Source organism: Enterococcus sp. AMC1623, assembly GCF_058216495.1.
On record NZ_CM177096.1, the window covers coordinates 2,600,317 to 2,620,105 of the forward strand.

The 19,789-nt window shown below is 36.8% G+C and carries 16 protein-coding genes; 6 read left to right on the forward strand and 10 right to left on the reverse strand.

What is annotated here, in order from left to right:
* Position 1: 1 nt before the first annotated feature.
* From AC4BC7_RS12510 to AC4BC7_RS12540, 7 genes are all read right to left on the reverse strand, one after another.
* Positions 2 to 667 carry a response regulator transcription factor gene (locus tag AC4BC7_RS12510; RefSeq protein WP_490503011.1) on the reverse strand — a complete coding sequence of 222 codons (666 nt, stop codon included), beginning with the start codon at positions 665 to 667 and terminating at the stop codon, positions 2 to 4.
* 8 nt (positions 668 to 675) lie between these two features.
* A complete protein-coding gene (locus tag AC4BC7_RS12515) occupies positions 676 to 1,455 on the reverse strand; it encodes a DUF2705 family protein (protein ID WP_490503012.1) in 780 nt (259 codons plus the stop codon).
* Positions 1,452 to 2,363 (reverse strand): ABC transporter ATP-binding protein, encoded by a 912-nt coding sequence (locus tag AC4BC7_RS12520; RefSeq protein WP_207941979.1) that lies wholly within the window; start codon positions 2,361 to 2,363, stop codon positions 1,452 to 1,454. Before AC4BC7_RS12520 ends, AC4BC7_RS12515 begins: the two co-directional genes overlap by 4 nt.
* Before the next feature lie 142 nt (positions 2,364 to 2,505).
* Positions 2,506 to 3,513, reverse strand: a complete 1,008-nt coding sequence (locus AC4BC7_RS12525) for an NAD(P)/FAD-dependent oxidoreductase (protein WP_243430663.1) — start codon at positions 3,511 to 3,513, stop codon at positions 2,506 to 2,508.
* Between the two features lie 13 nt (positions 3,514 to 3,526).
* Positions 3,527 to 4,540 carry an ABC transporter substrate-binding protein gene (locus AC4BC7_RS12530; RefSeq protein WP_490503013.1) on the reverse strand — a complete coding sequence of 338 codons (1,014 nt, stop codon included), beginning with the start codon at positions 4,538 to 4,540 and terminating at the stop codon, positions 3,527 to 3,529.
* A gap of 16 nt (positions 4,541 to 4,556) precedes the next feature.
* The gene (locus tag AC4BC7_RS12535) at positions 4,557 to 5,315 is read right to left on the reverse strand and encodes an ABC transporter ATP-binding protein (protein ID WP_207941981.1); all 759 of its coding nucleotides are present in this window, start codon (positions 5,313 to 5,315) and stop codon (positions 4,557 to 4,559) included.
* A gap of 2 nt (positions 5,316 to 5,317) precedes the next feature.
* Positions 5,318 to 6,400 carry a FecCD family ABC transporter permease gene (locus AC4BC7_RS12540; RefSeq protein ID WP_207941982.1) on the reverse strand — a complete coding sequence of 361 codons (1,083 nt, stop codon included), beginning with the start codon at positions 6,398 to 6,400 and terminating at the stop codon, positions 5,318 to 5,320.
* Positions 6,401 to 6,651: 251 nt separating this feature from the next.
* On the opposite strand from AC4BC7_RS12540, the gene AC4BC7_RS12545 reads away from it, so the two are divergent.
* The 5 genes from AC4BC7_RS12545 (at position 6,652) to cydC (ending at position 13,593) form a co-directional block, all read left to right on the forward strand.
* Positions 6,652 to 7,425, forward strand: a complete 774-nt coding sequence (locus AC4BC7_RS12545) for a sulfite exporter TauE/SafE family protein (protein WP_490503014.1) — start codon at positions 6,652 to 6,654, stop codon at positions 7,423 to 7,425.
* Between the two features lie 279 nt (positions 7,426 to 7,704).
* Positions 7,705 to 9,129, forward strand: coding sequence for a cytochrome ubiquinol oxidase subunit I (locus AC4BC7_RS12550; protein ID WP_207942044.1), 1,425 nt, complete (start codon positions 7,705 to 7,707; stop codon positions 9,127 to 9,129).
* Positions 9,122 to 10,135: a cytochrome d ubiquinol oxidase subunit II gene (gene cydB, locus AC4BC7_RS12555; protein WP_207941984.1), complete on the forward strand. Its 1,014-nt coding sequence runs from the start codon at positions 9,122 to 9,124 to the stop codon at positions 10,133 to 10,135. Before AC4BC7_RS12550 ends, cydB begins: the two co-directional genes overlap by 8 nt.
* 4 nt (positions 10,136 to 10,139) lie before the next feature.
* Positions 10,140 to 11,858 (forward strand): thiol reductant ABC exporter subunit CydD, encoded by a 1,719-nt coding sequence (gene cydD / locus AC4BC7_RS12560; protein WP_490503015.1) that lies wholly within the window; start codon positions 10,140 to 10,142, stop codon positions 11,856 to 11,858.
* Entirely contained in the window at positions 11,851 to 13,593 is a 1,743-nt protein-coding gene (gene cydC, locus AC4BC7_RS12565) for a thiol reductant ABC exporter subunit CydC (RefSeq protein ID WP_490503016.1), read from the forward strand. The genes cydD and cydC overlap by 8 nt, the downstream gene beginning before the upstream one ends.
* A 114-nt stretch (positions 13,594 to 13,707) precedes the next feature.
* Here the strand turns inward: cydC and AC4BC7_RS12570 are convergent, their stop codons facing one another.
* The 3 genes from AC4BC7_RS12570 to AC4BC7_RS12580 are packed head-to-tail and all read right to left on the reverse strand — an operon-like array spanning position 13,708 to position 17,870.
* Positions 13,708 to 15,351 (reverse strand): peptide ABC transporter substrate-binding protein, encoded by a 1,644-nt coding sequence (locus AC4BC7_RS12570; protein WP_207941987.1) that lies wholly within the window; start codon positions 15,349 to 15,351, stop codon positions 13,708 to 13,710.
* A gap of 13 nt (positions 15,352 to 15,364) precedes the next feature.
* Positions 15,365 to 16,780 carry a transglutaminase-like domain-containing protein gene (locus AC4BC7_RS12575; protein WP_490503017.1) on the reverse strand — a complete coding sequence of 472 codons (1,416 nt, stop codon included), beginning with the start codon at positions 16,778 to 16,780 and terminating at the stop codon, positions 15,365 to 15,367.
* Positions 16,781 to 16,802: 22 nt separating this feature from the next.
* Positions 16,803 to 17,870 carry a dipeptide epimerase gene (locus AC4BC7_RS12580; RefSeq protein ID WP_490503018.1) on the reverse strand — a complete coding sequence of 356 codons (1,068 nt, stop codon included), beginning with the start codon at positions 17,868 to 17,870 and terminating at the stop codon, positions 16,803 to 16,805.
* A 168-nt stretch (positions 17,871 to 18,038) separates the two neighbouring features.
* Here AC4BC7_RS12580 and AC4BC7_RS12585 point away from each other — a divergent pair, with 168 nt between their 5' ends.
* Positions 18,039 to 19,787, forward strand: coding sequence for a LytS/YhcK type 5TM receptor domain-containing protein (locus AC4BC7_RS12585; RefSeq protein WP_490503019.1), 1,749 nt, complete (start codon positions 18,039 to 18,041; stop codon positions 19,785 to 19,787).
* The last annotated feature ends 2 nt before the right edge of the window (positions 19,788 to 19,789 follow it).

Sequence of the window (19,789 nt, forward strand, 5' to 3'; positions counted from 1 at the left end):
ACTAGTCAAATTTAAATCCAATTCCCCAAACAGTTTTAATATACGATTGATTGGATAAATTAATCTTTGCTCTTAAATTACTGATGTGTACATTAATCGTTTTGTCGCTATCATAATAAGGCTCTTCCCAGATTGTTTCGTAAATATTTTGTCTACTAAAAACTTTTTGCGGATAAGTTAAAAAAAGCGTGAGTAATTGAAACTCCTTCATTGTTAGATTGACGGGTTGATTCGCTACGCTCACTTCATGGGTTTCTAGATCTAGTTCGATGTCTTGGTAGACGATTTTTTGAGTATTTTGAGTGTATCTTTGGTGGCGTAACTGGATTTGAATTCTAGCGAGTAACTCAGCTAAATCAAACGGTTTGATCAGATAATCATCTACGCCATTTTGCAACAAATGGACACGTTCTTGAACATCTTTTTTGGCTGAAATTACAATTACTGGTACGGAAGACAATTGACGAATGTTTGTTAATAAGGCTTCACCAGTCATACCTGGCAGCATTAAATCCAATAAAATTAAATCAACGGCTGTTTGTTGTAATAAGAGTTTGCCTTCTGTTCCAGAAAAAGCGGATAAAATTTGATAATTGGCTTTTTCGAGGCATGCTTTTAACATTTCTTGAATCGCTGGATCGTCTTCCACGACTAAAATTTTGGTCATTTGTTCACCTACTTGATATCTGTTTTATGAAATAATAGGACGCCTACTAAAAACGATAGCACAATTGTTGAAATTGCTACAAGCAGAATCATTGGATATTGGTCGATTGTCGCTAATTGTGTAAAATCTTTATATAATAAATGAGTTTGTACAACCCAATCAACTAAAAAAGTTAATTGCGGAATTTTATAAAAGAGTCCTGGTAAAAAAACCATGATTACAGTATAAGACAGACAATAAATCATAGAAACCCCGATATGGCGACTTCCAAATGCAATCATCAAATAAATGGATGAATTAGCTAATAAAATAAATAATTGGACTACTAACGTATAAAAAGCATAACTATAGTAATTGAAGGAAACAGGATTGTGACCAAACCCAAAAAAGAGACTAAATATTCCGATTCCTAGAGTTGTCATGATGAACATACTCAATAAAATAATGAAAATAACCGTTAGAAACTTCGATAAATAAACTTTTTCACGACTGACACCTAAGGAAAGAGCATTGCGAATTGTTCCATTTTGAAATTCTTCACCTACTGAAAAACTAATAAAGATTGCAAAAATAGTAAAGAGAACAAAACTATTTTTTTTCGCCATTAAAATCCCAGTAGCACCATTGACAACAACATCTGTCGCTAGTTCTAAGCTGTTGCCATTCTCCACTAGAAAAAAGCTATTTATGCCTTCTAGAAGGGGTGTTAAAATGCATAGAATCAAAATAAAGAGTAGTTTTTTACTGTGAATTAATTTAATTTTTTCTGCAACTAATAAACAACTCATTGGGCACCTCCAATTAAATCCATAAAATAATTTTCTAACGTTTGATTAACTACATCGATTTTTGTCACCGCAATATCTTGCTGTACTAGGGCTTGGTTGATTTGACTAATCTGTTCGTTATGATCAAAAATCCGAAAAGTTCCTGTATCAACTAAACGATAATTTTGAATATTTAATTGGTTAAAAACTACAATTGCTTGTTCGGGATTGTCCACGCATAAAGCAATGTATTTTTTTGTTTCTGTTTCTAACTGTTCTTTTGACATTTCTTTGATTAATTTTCCATTGTGAATAATGCCATAATGAGTGGCGATTTCAGATAATTCACTTAATAAGTGGCTAGACAAGATAACCGTTAAGCCTTTTTCTGTGACTAATTGTTTTAGCAACTCTCTAATTTCAACAATTCCTAAAGGATCTAAGCCATTCATTGGTTCATCTAAAATGAGTAACTCTGGATTAGTTACTAAGGCCATAGCAATCGCTAACCGTTGTTTCATACCAAGTGAATAATTTTTGACTTTCTTTTTCTCAGCACTATTTAATTTGACTAAAGCTAAGAGGTCCTCAATTTGACGTTCGCTGACGCCACCATAAGCAACTTGAATTTGCATATTTTGTTTGCCTGTTAAATCTAAATACAATGCCGGTGTTTCAATAGATTGACCGATTTTTCTGCGAGCAGCTAATAACTCCTTGCGCGTATGCCCGCCAAATAGGCTAAGCTCCCCACTGGTTGGATGAATCAAACCCATTACAGCGCGCATGAAGGTTGACTTTCCAGCACCATTTTCACCGATTAATCCGTAAATCATGCCTCGACGAACAGTGACATTGACATTATCTAGAGCATGTTGGTGCTTATAGGTCTTAGTTAATTGATTGGTTTTTAAAATAATTTCTGCCATATGTTATTCTCCTTTGATTAATAGCTATACTGACTATATCAGCTAGCAATAAAAACTCTCCCAATAAAGTATAAAGAAAAGGTAAATTTTTATACAAAAAAAGAGTTAGAACGTTCTTACTTAGAAGTTCTAACTCCATTCATTAATCAATTAAGGCTTGATTCAAATCATCAAATTTTTCATTATGAGAAGAAACCATGCCATGTCCATAGCTTTCAGGGTCAAGATATTGCTTGATTTGATTGACGCTCAAAGCTGCTTCTTGAAAGGCACCAGCTAACAAATAGACTTTTCCTTTTGAAAATTGAATATCACCTGCTGCAAAACAACCAGGAATATTAGTAATTGTCGGCTCATCACAAGACAAATAAAAATCTTGCTCGCGGTTAAATTCAAAAGAAAGCTTATCTAAAAATGAACTGTCGCGATCATGTCCGTGTTGTACTAAAAGATGATCAGCAGTTAAAGTGGTATGATCGTCTAACAAGAGTTCCATTCGTTGCGCAGGATTTTGACGAATCGCACGAATATCGCTTGCTAGAACTACTTTTCCACCATTTTCTTTAAAAGAGGTGACAGAAGCTTCATGGGCTTTTAGCTTTTCACCACGATAGATAATGGTCACATTATCTGTAAATTTTAAGCATTCATTAGCATAATCAACCGCCCCATCACCACCACCAGAAACAATCATATGTGTATCTTTTAAAATACGATAGTCTGGAAAGGCGTAATAGACATGGTCTTGAACGGCTGTATCAATCGGTACAGTTAATTTTTTAGGGGAAACAATCCCACCACCAATTGCAAATAACACCGTACGGCAAGGGTGAATGCGTCCTTGTTCATCTTCAACATAGAAGACGTTCTCTTCTTTAGTAATTTCTACAGCTTTGGAGCTTGTGTAGAAGTTTGCGTTAAACGTTTGGGCTTGTTGGATTAAGTTCGTACGTACATCAATCCCACGTGTTGCAGGAAGTGCGCCGACATCCCAAACAAATTTTTCTGGATAAAAATTGATTTTTCCACCGAGCTCGTCTTGTGCTTCAAGCACTGTTACAGTTAAATCACGAAGACCTGCATAAAAGGCAGCGTACAATCCAGCTGGACCGCCACCAATAATTACCACATCAACCATTGATTGTGTCATCGAATCCCTCTTTCTATTCCTCACCATACATTTCGTCAATTAATAATTCCATACCCGCTAATGATTGGTAGCCATAACCAAACATGTAGTTGTAATCAACTGAATACACTTGTTTATTTTTGACTGCTTTCATGCTTGATAATTTTTCATTGCTTAACACAGCATCAATCATGTCGTTCTTTTTTGTACCGGCTGTCGTTGTTGTCCAGTCAGGAACGATTAACACGTCAGGGTCTGTTTCAATTAATGTTTCTAAAGAAACATCGCCTTGCACATCACGCAATACGTTATCTAAACCAATCATATCAAACATTGAGTTAAAGAAACTTTCGCCATAAGCAGGATAAATAGATACTTCACTTGGATCACTCATAAACAATATAACAAAGCTTTGATCTTTGCCAACTTCTTTGACACGATCTTTTAAATGTTGTTCACGCTCTTTTAGATCTGCTTTGAAGCTTTCGGCAGCAGGCTCGACATCAAAGATTTTTCCTAAGTTATCAATGTCATTGTAAACAGATTCGAAGGTAGCATTTTGAGTAGATGTTTCTTGTACATAAGTTGGAATACCCATTTCATTAATGGAGTCGACAGTTCCATTGCCCCATTCGGCGTTATCAAATAAACCACCGCGACCAAAAATCAAATCAGGGTCAACACTCAAGGCCGTTTCTTTATTGATGTACCCATCTGATAGATGATTTAATTCATCAAATTCAGCCTTCACATCTGGATCATCCATGCCAAACACGGCTCCCACACCGGCAATCTTATCTTTCAAACCTAAGTGTAACAATAGCTCTGCTGCTGGGCGAGTATTTGCTAAGACGCGTTCGGGCGCTTTGTCAAACACTTGATCTTTTTCAGTCCATTCTGTACCACCTTCAACTTTTGTGACGTTTTTGATGGTTAGGGGATACTTGTTATCCGTTGAGCTTGTGCTATCTGTTGCATCATTTGTATTTCCACAGCCACTTAATGTAAAGATAAAGGCTGTTGCTAAAAGAGTTAATGTTTTTTTCATCTAAGTTCCACCTATTCTAAATATAATAATGAAATGCTAAATGTTCCGTAATCGGGTTGCGGTAAACGACACAGCGAATCCCGTACAATTCTTCAATTAATGTTTCTGTAAAAATTTCTTCCGGCGTACCGGCAGCGATAATTTCACCATTTTTCATAGCAAAAACGTAATCGCAATAAGCTGCGGCTAAATCTAAATCATGTAAAGCCGCTAAAATACCGATATTCAGGTTTTTGACGCTTTCCATCAATTCTAATTGGTAACGAATATCTAAATGATTTGTAGGCTCATCCAAAATTAAAAATTCTGGTTGCTGTGCCAGTGCACGTGCTAAAATCACCCGTTGTTTTTCACCACCAGAAAGAGAAAGAAAGCTTTCATCACGGTAATCTGTTAAGCCCATTTCGTGTAAGGCATGTTCAACAATGTCGTAATCTTCTTGAGAATCAGTTTCTAACAAACGTTTATGAGGAGTTCGACCTAATAAAACCATTTGAAAAACCGTAAAATCAAAACTTAATTCATTAAATTGACCAACCACACTCAGTTTTTGCGCCACCTTTTTAGCAGGGGTATGCAGTAAATCCATCTCGTTATAAACAATCTTTCCTGTTGTCGGTACTAAACCTTTATAAATTGTTTTTAGCAAGGTTGATTTGCCACTCCCATTTGCACCAATGATGCCTACGAACTGATTAGTCTCCATGGAAAGAGAGAGTTGTTGAATGATATCTTTTTTCCCTAATTTGACTGACAAATTTTGTATTTCTAACATCCCTAACCTCCAAAACGATATTCTTTTTTAAGAATAATATAGATAAAAATCGGTGCGCCGATAATTGCTGTTAAGATACCAATTGGTAAATCTGTATTTGGTAATAACACACGAGACAATAAATCGGTCCAAACTAAAAATAAAGCACCTACAAATCCAGACATTGGCAATAATTTTTTATGGTCGGAACCATACACACCACGCACGATATGGGGAATAATTAAACCAACAAAACCAATCATGCCGGAGTTCGCTACAATTAGACCTGTTAGCAATGAAGCAATCACCATATAAAGCTTGCGATAGGTTGCTAAGGGAATGCCTAAGGTCACGGCCGCTTCATCACCTAAAAGCATCGTGTTTAACACTCGAAATTGGAAGGAAAAGAATACACTCACCAACATTGTGACGATAGCTAGAAGAGGTAATTTGCCCCAACTTGCGGAAGCCAAACTTCCCATCGACCAAAACGTGACTGTTTTCATTCCTTCTGCATTATTTGCTAAAAAGACAATCAAACTAGAAATTGATCCGAAAATAGAATTGATCACGGTACCTGATAAGACCAGCTTAATTGAAGTCATTTTACCGCCAAAACTAGAAAGCAAAAGAACAAAAAAAGTTGCCAATAGTGCGCCTAGAAACGCGCTAAACGATAAACTAATTTGTGAAAAAATACTAGCCGTTCCAAAGCCAACCATAATAGCAAAGGTCGCTCCCAGAGAAGCTCCAGAAGAAATTCCTAAAATATACGGATCAGCCAAAGGATTTTGGACCACCGCTTGCATGACCGTGCCACTAATCGCTAACCCACAGCCAATAAAAATGGCAGCTAAAACTCGTGGCGTACGAACAAACCAAATAATATTGATTACGGATTGATTGACATTATCAATCGAACCGAGTGCTCCGTGAGTTGTTTTATATAAAAGGATTTGCCAAATATCAGTAAACGAAATATCGGCTTGGCCATTTCCTAATGAAAACAAAATGGAAAAAATAAAAAGTGCAACGAATCCCAATGTGATAGAAAACTGCGCATTGCGTGGGAGAGTGGGTTTATTAATTGTTTTTGCTAATTGCAAAGAGTCACCTTCTGTTCTGCTTAACTTAATGAGAATTCCTTCTTTTAAATGAGAACGATTCTCATTGTCAGCTATATTAACACGCAATTTTTTATTTTTCAATCTATTTTTTTGTGAATTATTCAAATTTTCTGTTTTTTTTATTCCATCAAGATAAATATTTTCGACCATTGGCTTTTTATTTTTGAAAGAGTATCATTAAAAGAAAAGGCTTTATTTTGAAGCATTTTAAAGGAAAGGAGGAAGAAAGAATGAAAGGTCTCTTGTATTTTCTAGTCATTATCTTTGCAAACACGATTGGTTCTGTTTCAGGTATGGGCGGTGGCGTAATTATCAAACCGGTGTTGGATTTTATAGCACTGGATTCAGTGGTTGCCATTTCTTTTTATTCGACAGTCGCTGTGTTTGTCATGTCGATTGTTTCAACCTATCGCCAAGTTAAAAACGGGATGTCCATTCGTTTTGACTTAGTTAGTTGGATTTCATTAGGTGCCGTTTTGGGTGGTATTTTTGGAAATCTTTTATTTGAAGCGTTGTTGCATGTAGCAGACGAAAAGCTGGTTCAATTGCTTCAAATCATTTTGACAATAATCACCTTGCTATTTGCTTTTTTCTATTCTCGTTATGAATGGAAAAATTTTACGTTGGAGGGCATTCCTTGGTATCTTTTGTGCGGATTGATTTTAGGATTTCTTGCCAGTTTTTTAGGAATTGGTGGGGGACCGATCAATGTATCAGTTTTGATGTTAATGTTTGCAATGCCGATTAAAGATGCAACAGTGTATTCGATTTGTACGATTTTCTTTTCACAGCTTTCTAAATTAGTCACGATTGCTTCGTCGACAGGTTTCGCGAGATATGATTTAACAATGCTGTGGTTTGTTGTGCCAGCAGCTATTTTAGGTGGTTTATTGGGCGCAAGAGCGAGTCGCATGTTTTCTGCCAAAAAGGTGACGATTATCTTTCAAGGAATTATTTTATGTGTTTTATTAATTAACATTTATAACGCAAGTCGTTTATTTTAATAAAAATAATATTATTTTTTCACAAAGTTAAAATAAATGCGCAAAGAAAGCACTTTTTTAAGCCTATTTATTGCAATTCCGCAAAAAAGGAATATCATTGATAATGAAGAAGTGTGAGTGAACGATTTAGGGAAAAAATTACTGAGAAACGATTATTTTTTAAAGAAATTATTAGCAAGAGTAATTTGTAACAAATTACGTAATTTTAGTACTATTTCATGGGTTCACGCACAGATTTAATTATCTTTATTTTGATTAAAATAAAGAAGAGGAGGAATCATTATGGATATTGTTACATTAGCTCGAATCCAGTTTGCGATGACAACTGTATTCCACTATTTCTTTGTACCCTTTTCTATCGGTACAGGATTAGTTGTTGCAATTATGGAAACTCTCTATGTGACGAAAAAAGATGAATTTTACAAAAAAATGGCGAAATTTTGGGGAAATATATTCTTACTGAGTTTTGCAGTAGGGGTAGTGACAGGACTTATTCAAGAATTCCAATTTGGCATGAACTGGTCAGAATATTCTCGTTTTATGGGAGACATTTTTGGTGCACCATTAGCCGTGGAAGCCTTACTTGCTTTCTTCTTGGAATCAACATTCTTAGGTTTGTGGATGTTTACTTGGGATAAAGTTAGCCCTAAATTACACGTTGTTTTTATGTGGTTGGTTTTCGTAGGGTCAATGATGTCAGCATTCTGGATTTTAGTTGCCAATAGTTTCATGCAACATCCAGTAGGTTATACAATCAACAATGGTCGTGCGGAAATGAATGATTTCGTGGCCTTAGTTACTAACCCGAAAGTAATGTATGAGTTCTCTCATGTTATTGCAGGGGCGATTACGTTAGGTGGGATTGCTGTGGCTGGGATGGCGGCTTTCCGTTTATTGAAGAAAAACAGCTTAACAGAGCTTAGTCGTACCGTATATCAAAAATCATTACGGGTCGGTTTATGGGTCGGTTTAGTTGGTTCAGTTGCGGTATTAGCAGCAGGAGACTTCCAAATGAAAGCAATGTTGGAAACACAACCAATGAAATTTGCAGCAGCAGAAGGATTGTATGAAGATTCAGAAGATCCCGCAGCCTGGACGCTAGTTGCATGGATGAATGAAAAAGAAAAAGAACGTGTCTTTGGTATTGAAGTACCGTATATTTTAAGTATTTTATCTTATCATGAATTATCAGGTTCAGTAGATGGAATGAACACCATCAATGAACGATTAATTGAAGAATATGGAGAAAGAAATTACTTCCCACCAGTTAATGCTTTATTCTGGAACTTCCGCGTAATGGCAGGGTTTGGGATGTTAATGTTGATGGTCTCAATAGTTGGCTTATTCTTCACACGGAAGAAGAAACCAATTCTCTACGAAAAGCCGTGGATGCTTTGGATTGTGGCATTGACTACTTTTGCACCATTCTTAGCAAATACAGCTGGTTGGTTATTAACAGAGTTAGGTCGTTATCCTTGGACTGCTTACGGATTATTTACAATTGAAGAAAGTGTGTCACCAAACGTTTCAGCAACATCCTTACTCATTTCAAATATTTCGTACTTTACGTTATTTACTATTCTAGGTTCTATTATGGTGTATTTAGTTGTTCGTACATTGAAAAAAGGACCCGATGCATTAGAAGCTGCAGAACATGAAGAACCTACAATCGATCCATTTGCAGGAGGTGCTTTTAATGAGTAATCTACAATTATTTTGGTACATTTTAATTGGTGTCTTGTTTGCAGGCTTCTTCTTCCTCGAAGGATTTGACTTTGGGGTTGGGATGTCTGTGAAAACACTAGCACACAATGAAAAAGAAGAAGATCAATTGATTGAAACAATTGGACCGGTTTGGGATGGAAATGAAGTGTGGTTAGTTACTGCAGGAGGCGCAATGTTTGCATCGTTTCCATACTGGTATGCGTCGCTATTTAGTGGTTATTATCTGATTTTGTTACTCGTATTAGTCGGTTTAATTATTCGTGGAGTATCGTTTGAATTCCGTCACCACATGCCAGCTGACAAACGTTGGATTTGGGGCTGGACATTAAGTATTGGGAGTTTAATTGTGCCATTTTGTTTTGGCTTACTTTTCACTAGTTTAGTGCAAGGTATGCCGATTAATGCCAACGGTGATTTAAGTGCAACCTTTACGGATTACGTTAATCCTCTTTCAATTGTAGGTGGGGTAGCATTAACCTTATTATCTTATTTACATGGATTAAACTATATTTCATTAAAAACAACTGGACCAATTCGTACGCGTGCGCGTAACTATGCCCAAGCGTTATATGGAGTTGCGTATGTTGGACTTGCGGCTTTTGCAATCTTGTTGTACTTTAACACTGATTTCTTTGAAGTTCGTTTGACATCAACAGTTATCTTCCTAGCGTTAATGGTTATTTTAACAGTTGTCGCAAACTTAGCCTTGTTTAAAGGAAAAGAAAAAACAGCTTTCCTTGCAAGTGGTTTAACATTGGTGTCACTAGTGGCATTGTTATTTACAGGGTTGTTCCCTCGTTTGATTATTAGTTCAATTAGTCCAGAATACGATTTATTAATTGAAAATGCCTCTTCTTCACCATATACGTTAAAAATTATGAGCTTTGTAGCAATTGGCTTATTACCATTTGTTTTAGGTTATACAATTTGGTCATATTATATCTTTAGAAAACGTATTAAACACACAAATGTAGCGGGGTACTAATCTTATGATGGACAAAGCGATTCTCGGTTTGCCCAATATTCGAAAAATTATGGGGATGCTTGCAGGGCTTTCAGCCTTGCAAGCCCTCTTTATAATTGGGCAAGCTTATACATTAGCAACAGTTATCACGAATTTATGGAGTGGCGAAAAAATCACCGATCAATATTTGATGATTGGTGCTTTTGCTGTGATTTATTTTGCACGCCATGGTGTGACTTTTTTACGTGATAAATTATTGGATCATTATTCAGCTGAACAAGCGAGTTATTTGCGTCAGCAGTTATTAGAAAAAATCTTCCGTGTTGGGCCCCAAATTGTCCAAAAACAAGGAACAGGAAATATGACTACCATGGCGTTAGACGGAATTGGTAAAGTTGAAAATTATATTCACTTGATTTTAGCAAAAATGATGAATATGACGATTATTCCTTGGCCAATTTTGGCAGTGGTGTTCTTTTTAGATATTGAATCGGGAGTTGTCTTGTTGTTGGTTTTCCCATTAATTATTATTTTTATGATTATTTTAGGATACGCCGCACAAGCCAAAGCCGATCGACAATACAAAGCTTTTCAAATTTTATCCAATCATTTTATCGATTCTTTGCGAGGAATTGATACATTGAAGATGTTTGGTTTGAGTAAAAAATATGGCAAAAGTATTTTTAAAACAAGTGAGCAATTCCGTAAGGCAACAATGAGTACCTTACGTATTGGGATTTTATCAACCTTTGCGTTAGATTTCTTTACGACGTTATCAGTGGCGATTGTGGCGGTATTGTTAGGGCTACGTTTAATTGAAGGTGGCATTTTATTGTTTCCAGCATTAACGGTTTTAATTTTATCACCAGAATATTTCTTACCAGTACGTGATTTTGCAAGTGACTATCATGCAACGTTAGATGGAAAAAATGCGATGACAGCTATTCGTGAAATTTTAGAAGAGCCTGAAATTGAAGGCGAACAAGTCGCTGTGGCAACCTGGTCTAACAAATCCACCTTGGCATTAACCGATGTCAAAGTAGCTTATGAGGAACAAGAAGCATTAGCAGTGGATTATCAAGTGAAGGGCTTTAAAAAAATTGGAATTATCGGCATGAGTGGTTCTGGCAAATCAACGTTTATCAATACGTTGAGTGGTTTTTTACAACCAACTTCTGGAGAGATTATGCTGGATGGTCAATCAGTGAACAACTTTGCACAACAAGATTGGCAAAAACAAATGATTTATATTCCACAAAATCCTTACGTTTTCCAAACATCTTTACGTGAAAATATTGCCTTTTATACACCAGAAGCAACGGAAGAAGAGATTTTAGAAGCAGTGCATGTCGCTGGGTTATCTGAATTGGTTGCCGAATTACCAGATGGTTTGAATACGCAATTAGGTGGTGGTGCGCGAGCATTAAGCGGTGGACAAGCACAGCGAATTGCAGTAGCACGAGCATTCTTAGATAAAGAACGTAAAATTCTCTTGCTGGATGAACCAACCGCCCATTTGGATATTGAAACTGAGGTAGAATTAAAAGAGCGCATGTTGCCTTTAATGGATAACCGTTTAGTCTTTTTTGCAACCCATCGTTTGCATTGGATGCATCAAATGGATGAAATTATTGTTATCGAAAAAGGACAAGTTGTAGAAATAGGAAGTTTTGCAGAGTTAACGGCACAAAAGGGTCATTTTTACGCCCTCACGCAACAAATGAGGAGGGAAGAGCATGCATAATATTCCTCTATTTAAAGCTTTCAAAAAAGATACTTGGGTGAAACCATTTTTGAAAAAATACAAAAAAGCGTTAGTTCTTGCGTTAGTTTTAGGTTTTCTAACCTTTTTCTCTGCGGGAGCATTAATGTTTAACTCAGGTTATTTGATTAGTCGTGCAGCATCGTTGCCGGAAAATATTTTGATGATTTATGTACCGATTGTTTTCACACGAGGCTTTGGTGTTAGTCGACCAGTTTTTCGTTACGTAGAACGTTTAGTTAGTCATAACTGGGTGTTGAGAATGACCTCAGAATTACGTTTGAAGCTGTATACCACATTAGAAAAAGATGCTATTTTCTTTAAACGTAACTACCGAATGGGAGATATTTTAGGGTTATTAGCAGAAGATATTAACCATATTCAAAATTTGTATTTACGTACGATTTTTCCAACAGTCATTGCATGGATTTTGTATGCTTTCTTGATTATTGGTTTAGGTTATTTTTCTTGGTGGTTTGCTTTAGTGATGGCATTGATGTTGTTTATTGTTACATTCTTGCTGCCGTTGTGGTCAGTTTTAGTGAATGGTGCACGACAAGAAAAAGAAAAACAATTGAAAAATGCCTTATATACAGATTTAACTGATAATGTTTTAGGGATTTCAGATTGGATCTTCAGTCAACGTGGACAAGAATATGTGCAATTACATGAAGAATCAGAAGCTGGACTTTTAAATGTACAAGATAAGTTGCGCCGATTTAATCGTCGTCGTAATTTATTGTTACAAAGTGTCTTTGGTCTCATCGTTGTGTTACTCATCTTTTGGACAAGTCAACAATTTGTCGGTGACCATGGAGGCGCAGCGAACTGGATTGCAGCCTTTGTTTTATGTGTGTTCCCGCTAGTTGATGCCTTTGCAGTGTTACCTGATGCAGCGCAAGAAACGAATATTTATAAAGATTCGTTGGAACGATTAAACAATTTACCTGATAAAACAGATAGTGAACCAGTCACCAAGCTAAATGGTCCATTGGATATTGAGGTGCAAGCTCTTTCGTTTCGTTATGAACAGGGGACACGTCAAGTTTTAGATCACTTGAGTTTGACAATTCCTCAAGGGGAAAAAATTGCGATTCTTGGACGTAGCGGTTCAGGAAAAAGTACCCTAGCTACGTTAATTCGTGGCGATTTGATTCCAAATAGTGGAAAGTTAACGTTAGCTGGTGTAGAAACCTATCGCTTAGGAGATACGATTTCAGATTATATTGGGGTCATCCAGCAAGCACCGTATTTATTCCATACGACGATTTTGAATAATTTACGCATTGGTAATGAACAGGCAAGCGTAGAAGAGGTGTGGGAAGTTCTTGAACGAGTTGGCTTAAAAGAGTTAGTTGCAAACTTACCAGCTGGTTTGGATACAATGGTAGATGAAGCAGGCTTACGTTTTTCTGGTGGTGAACGTCACCGGATGGCATTAGCGCGTATCTTATTAAAAGATACACCGATTGTTTTATTAGATGAACCAACTGTAGGTCTAGACCCAATTACCGAACAAGCGTTAATTGATACCTTCTTTGGAGAATTAGCTGGGAAAACAGTTATTTGGATTACGCATCATCTACAAGGCATTGAGAAGATGCAACGAGTTATCTTCATTGAAGATGGTCAATTAGAAATGAGCGGTTCTCCTCAAGAACTCGCCAAAACGAATGTCCGTTATCAAAAACTTAAAGCAATTGATGATGGTCGTTAACATGAAAAGATAAAACATCCGAACAATAGAGGCAAGACTTGTGATTTAGCAGTCGTAAATTAACAAGTCGCCTATTGCTCGGATGTTTTTGTATTTATTTAATTTCTTTTTTGATTAGTTGTATTCAGCATATTTGAAAATGGTTGAAGCACCAAAGCTTGGGTAATAAATCCCTGTTAGGTGTTCATTAATCAATAATGCACGTGATTGTTGGTATAGTGGTACGATTGCTGAATCTTTTTCGACTAGAATTTTTTCAGCTTCAACCATCGCATCCCAACGTACGCTTAAATCATTGGCATAATCATTTTCAATTTTATCTAACAAATCATTGTATTCTTTACTTTCATAATTCGTGTTGTTTGGTGAACGTAAGCTTGCTAGGTAAGTCATTGGATCTTGATAGTCTGGTCCCCAACGTCCAATTGCTAATTCGTATTCGCTGTTACGTGTAAGTTCAATCGAGTTGTTTAATGGTACAGCTTTAATTTCAACTTTTAGACCAGGTAGAGCATCTTCTAGTTGATATTGGATGAATTCAGCAACTTTTTTCTCAGCATCGGTATCTGAAGTTAGCATTTCAATTTGGATGTTATCACCAATTGCTTTTTTAGCTGCATCCCAATGTTCTAACGCTTTGTCTTTATCCGTTTCCATCAAGTTCCCTGCATCTTCACGGAAGTCAGCGCCCGTTTCTGGATTGTAAACAAATCCTTTTGGAATGTAACCATAACTTGCAACGGAACCATCAGCCAATACATCATTAATCAATGATTCTTTATCAAGCGCGTAAGCTAAGGCTTTACGAACATCACTGTTGGCAAAAATCGTATCTTTACCATCAATTTTTTGGTTCATTTTAAAGTAATAAACACGAGACATCGGTGCAGTGTGCATCAATGGATTGTCTTGATTTTGTTTGACATATTCTCCAAAGATTTCCGCCATATCTAATTGATCATCTTCAAATAAGTTAAAGGCAGTAACCGCTTCTTTGACTACATCTACATGGATTTTTTCGATTTTTACTTTATCTGCATCGTAATATTCAGGATTTTTAACCAGGTCCCATTTCATTGATGATTGATCCCAATTTTCAATGTTAAAAGCACCATTTGATAAAATTTGTTCGCTTGAATTACCGTATTCTTTCCCTTGTTGTTCAACAAATTCTTGATTTTGCGGGAAGAAGGCTGGGAATGTCAATAGTGACGTGAAGTAAGGTACCGGTTTTTCCAATTGTACTTTTAATTCTTTTTCATTCACTGCTTCGACACCTAACTCGGTTGGTGACATGCCATCATTAATGATTTGTGTTCCGTTTAAAATTGTACCTTCTAATAAGAATAGATAGTTTGCTTGGTTCGCTGGGTCAGCTAAACGTTGCCATGCATAGACAAAATCATCTGCAGTCACATCTTCTCCGTTACTCCATTTTGCATCATCACGTAATTGAATAGTATAGGTTTTTCCGTCTTCTGAAATTTCAGGAAGTTCTTTGGCAACTGCCGGAACAACCTCATTCTGATCGTTGATTTGATACAAGCCTTCAAAAACGTGAACCTGTGCATTAATACTTCCTGTATCTTGAGTTACTAAAGTATTCATCGAAGCAATTTCATTTGCTTCCATTAAATTAACTACTTTTTCTTCACCAGCTGCTTCGCCGGAATCATCTGTTTGTTTGCCTGTTGTACAAGCTGCTAGTGAGCCGACCATCAGCAAACTAGCGAATAACCAAATCGCCTTTTTTTTCATTTTTGTTTCCTCCTTATAATAATGTAAAATCTACTAAAGACATTTCCCAATCAAGTTCATTGTAGCGGAACCCTCGTTGACTGCTCTCGAATTCTCCGCGTTGATTGTCAATTGGATCGCCACGTAATTGTTTTTTACTAATCGTGAAATCTGTCTGTATGTCATCATTTGCTGGCATCCGGAAAATATCTAAGTTTCCAAAGTAATATTTCCAGCGCGATTCATTATTTCCTCGGTATGCGCTTCCTCCAAATGACGCATCGGCATATACCCATCCAACAGTCGGCAGATAAAATTTTGCCCAGTCATGACAGCCTTGTGTATATTCTGATATATAGATACCAGACTCCCATTTAGCCGGAATTCCTGCCATGCGACTTAACGTAATAAATAAAATGGCTTGCACACCACAATCACCTTTTTGATTCATCGCACAAAATTCACTGATATTTGGAATCGTATAATATTCACGCATAAAGGAATAATTCACTTGTGTAGTCACAAATTCGTAAATTTTGAAGGCTTTTTCGACAAGTGTCATGTCTTCTGTAGTGATTTCTGCTAATAAAGTTTTCAAGAAATCGGTAAACATAATATGTGGACTTTTTTCTTGTAGTGCTTCTTTGTATTGCAGTTTCTCACTTTCAGATAGTTCTTTTGGAAAAGACTTATCTTCCATCAACGTAAATAAATCATGATAGATTGCTTCAATTTCGTATTCATGCACCACTTCAAAGAAAACTTGTTCTGGATCATCCGTTTGAAAAGCAATGGTACGTTGGATCGCTGTTTCATCATCAACATGAATCACATTTCCCTTTGTTTCAATGATTTTTGTGTGATGAATGTTCCCATTATTACGTGGTAAAGGTAGATGTGCTAAAAAAGGGCCATCTGCTGTACTTAACTTTTCTTTGGGGGCAATCGATTGTTTGAAACGAATGCGAGCTGTTCGTTTTTGTGTTTGTTTCATTAAAACAACATTGTCATCTAGTTCCGTTTGACGTTCGTTATCAATGGTATTGCCTTCTTCATAACGGTAACGTTCATAATAATCACGACGGGTTTTGACCAAATTTTCAATGAAACGTCGATGATAATATTTTTTACCCTCTTTATACGTCCATTCAACATCAGCTGAAACAACGATATCTTCTAGTTCTTGTGAATCAAAGTCTTCAAAAGCATCAGCCATCAAACGTAAGGCTTCTTGCTCATCAAATGGGAACTGATCGGCTTCTAAAACGGAAAGAATGGCTAATTCACCTTCTAAGCGACGTTTTAAAGTCTGACTAGTTTCTTTTTTTGCGAGTTTATGCTCGATTAATTTTTTTGCTAAAGCGGTATCGCCATAGTCTTTCGCACGTTGAATATCTTCTGGAATCGGGGTAGATAGATAAGATATTTCGTTTAGCTCAAATGATTCCATAAAAAAACCTCCTAATAATTTGTTACAATTGAATCCCTAAGCCAGCGGGACTCGCACTTAAATCAATAACTGGCACAGGGGTAGTAGCAATAACACCTGAATAATTTAATTGATTCAAAGCAAATGTTGCATCTAAATCAGCAAAGCGAATAATTGGCTGTGCTGCGGCTAAATGAGCAGCTGCGGCGACACTGATATTTGTCTCGCCACTCATACAACCAATCATGCACGCAACACCTGCACTTTCACAAGTTGCCGCAATTTTTAATGCGGGGTAAATTCCCCCACATTTCATTAACTTGATATTGACGTAATCAACCACATCTTTTTTAACTAATGAAAAGGCGTCTTGTGGCACAAACGCACTTTCGTCAGACATAATGTTTTCGGTTACATGGTCACGCACAAATTTTAACCCATCGATATTTTTAGCAGCAACAGGTTGTTCAATAAATGCAATATTGTACGGACTGATTCGTTCAATCGCACGCACAGCTTCTTTAGGTGTCCAGCCTTGGTTGGCATCCACACGGAGTTGAACGTCTGGCCCTACCGCTTTTCGAATAGCGATGATGCGTTCAACATCTTCAATTGGATCAACGCCCACTTTAATTTTTATGGCTTCAAATCCTAAGTCGACATATTTTTTAGCTTCAGCTGCCATCACAGCAGGTGTGTCAATGCTAATTGTCATATCCGTTTGTACAAAGTCACTATGTCCACCTAGCAATTTATACAATGGTAAGTTTGCAGTTTTTCCTAAAATATCGTAGCAAGCAATATCAATTGCTGCTTTGGCGGCACCATTTCCTAGCATTGCTCGGTTCATGATTTCATGAATTTTAGCGATGTTTAGAGGATTTTCGCCAATTAACTTTTGTGTCAGCAGTTCTAACGCTGCTGTACAACTTTTTAATGTTTCACCAGTGACGAACGTTTCGGGAGCTGCTTCGCCCAGTCCTACGATGCCCTCATCCGTAGTAATCTTGACAAAAATATTGTCTGCTTGAGTAATCGTTCCTAAGGCAATCGTAAATGGTTTTTTCAACGCAATGGATTGTGTTTGGAAGTCAATACTAACAATTTTCATGTTGACTCCTCCTAATATCAAAATAATAACTAAGAGTATAACATATATTTATTAAATTGACAGAAAATTTCGTCAATTTTCAAAAATTATTTTTATCACATATAATTAATAGGTTCATTTTAAATCTCCTTGTTTAAATGATAATATAAGAAAGGAGGAGCGGTGAGAATGTTTGAATTATTTATTTTAATGATGGAACGTGTAGGATTAATTATTTTATTAGCTTTTTTATTGGTTAATGTGTCTTATTTTAAAAAGGTTTTATTGAGTAGAGAAACCATTCATTCTAAAATTCGATTGGTACTTATTTTTGGTGTTTTTGCCATTATTTCTAATTTTACAGGAATTGAAATTACGGCTAATCAGATTATTCCAAGCAATGTCTTAACGTATTTGAGTAGCGATGCGTCAATTGCCAACACACGGACTTTAGTCATTGGTGTGTCTGGTTTAATAGGGGGGCCATTTGTTGGGGGAGCGGTTGGTTTAATTGCGGGGATTCACCGAGTGATTCAAGGAGCAGGAACGGGACTATTTTATATTCCAGCCTCCTTGCTTGTTGGTATTTTATCCGGAATTCTTGGGAAAAAATTGACTAAAGATTATCAATTTCCCAAAGCTACACAAGCAGCAATGGTGGGTATTATTATGGAAGTTATTCAAATGCTCTTTATTTTATTTTTTAGTGGTAGTTTCATGGATGGGGTGATGCTAGTACGTTTAATTGCGTTGCCAATGATTTTATTAAACAGCGTGGGAACCTTTATTTTTCTATCTATTTTAACCACAACATTAAAGCAAGAAGAACAAGCAAAAGCTGTGCAAACGCATGATGTCTTAGAACTAGCTGCCGAAACGTTGCCTTATTTTCGGGAAGGGCTTAATGAGCATTCGTGTCAGAAAGTCGCTCGTATCATTCAACATTATACGAAAGTTAGCGCTATTAGCATGACGGATAATCATCAAATTTTGGCACATGTTGGCGCTGGTGATGACCACCACATTCCTGAGCTTGAAGTGATTACGGAGTTGTCAAAAGAAGTCTTACGAACTGGTAAGATGACAATTGCTCATTCTAAAGCAGAGGTAGGTTGTTCTCATCCTGATTGTCCCCTGCAAGCGGCTATTGTCATTCCGCTATTGTCGCATCAAAAAATTGTTGGTACATTAAAAATGTATTTCACGGATCCAACACATTTAACACACGTGGAAGAACAATTAGCAGAAGGCTTAGGAACGATTTTTTCTTCACAAATCGAGTTAGGAGAAGCTGAACTGCAATCGAAATTATTAAAAGAAGCTGAAATTAAAAGTTTACAAGCACAAGTCAATCCGCACTTCTTCTTCAATGCAATCAATACAATTTCTGCACTGATGCGTAAAGACAGTGAGCATGCACGACGTTTGTTATTACAATTAAGCACGTATTTTAGAGGGAATTTACAAGGTGCGGTACAAACCACGATTCCTTTAGAGCAAGAACTTGATCAGGTGAGTGCGTATTTGTCTTTAGAACAGGCTCGTTTTCCAGACCGTTATCAAGTAGAATTTGATATTGAAACAGGAACAGACGAGTATTATGTACCTCCATATGCCATTCAAGTACTGGTAGAAAATACTATCCGACATGCGTTTGGCAATCGAAAAACGAATAATCATGTAAAGGTCGTTGTTCGTAAAATTGAAAAAAATTTGATTATTGATGTTTGGGACAATGGCATTGGTATTCCCGAAGATAGACGTGTATTATTAGGTAGAGAACCAGTGAAATCTGAAAAAGGAACTGGAACCGCATTGGAAAATTTGGCACGACGCATTGAAAATCTTTATGGTGGCGATGGAAAATTTCAAATTGAAAATCGTCCAACTGGTGGCAGTCATGCGCGTTTAGCAGTTCCAATTAGAGACCCGAGGTGAGA

Coding starts and splice junctions, on each gene's coding strand:
- AC4BC7_RS12510 (WP_490503011.1), bottom strand. CDS start 667: ATGACCAAAATTTTAGTCGTGGAAGACGATCCAGCGATTCAAGAAATG.
- AC4BC7_RS12515 (WP_490503012.1), bottom strand. CDS start 1,455: ATGAGTTGTTTATTAGTTGCAGAAAAAATTAAATTAATTCACAGTAAA.
- AC4BC7_RS12520 (WP_207941979.1), bottom strand. CDS start 2,363: ATGGCAGAAATTATTTTAAAAACCAATCAATTAACTAAGACCTATAAG.
- AC4BC7_RS12525 (WP_243430663.1), bottom strand. CDS start 3,513: ATGACACAATCAATGGTTGATGTGGTAATTATTGGTGGCGGTCCAGCT.
- AC4BC7_RS12530 (WP_490503013.1), bottom strand. CDS start 4,540: ATGAAAAAAACATTAACTCTTTTAGCAACAGCCTTTATCTTTACATTA.
- AC4BC7_RS12535 (WP_207941981.1), bottom strand. CDS start 5,315: ATGTTAGAAATACAAAATTTGTCAGTCAAATTAGGGAAAAAAGATATC.
- AC4BC7_RS12545 (WP_490503014.1), top strand. CDS start 6,652: ATGAAAGGTCTCTTGTATTTTCTAGTCATTATCTTTGCAAACACGATT.
- cydB (WP_207941984.1), top strand. CDS start 9,122: ATGAGTAATCTACAATTATTTTGGTACATTTTAATTGGTGTCTTGTTT.
- cydD (WP_490503015.1), top strand. CDS start 10,140: ATGATGGACAAAGCGATTCTCGGTTTGCCCAATATTCGAAAAATTATG.
- cydC (WP_490503016.1), top strand. CDS start 11,851: ATGCATAATATTCCTCTATTTAAAGCTTTCAAAAAAGATACTTGGGTG.
- AC4BC7_RS12570 (WP_207941987.1), bottom strand. CDS start 15,351: ATGAAAAAAAAGGCGATTTGGTTATTCGCTAGTTTGCTGATGGTCGGC.
- AC4BC7_RS12575 (WP_490503017.1), bottom strand. CDS start 16,780: ATGGAATCATTTGAGCTAAACGAAATATCTTATCTATCTACCCCGATT.
- AC4BC7_RS12580 (WP_490503018.1), bottom strand. CDS start 17,870: ATGAAAATTGTTAGTATTGACTTCCAAACACAATCCATTGCGTTGAAA.
- AC4BC7_RS12585 (WP_490503019.1), top strand. CDS start 18,039: ATGTTTGAATTATTTATTTTAATGATGGAACGTGTAGGATTAATTATT.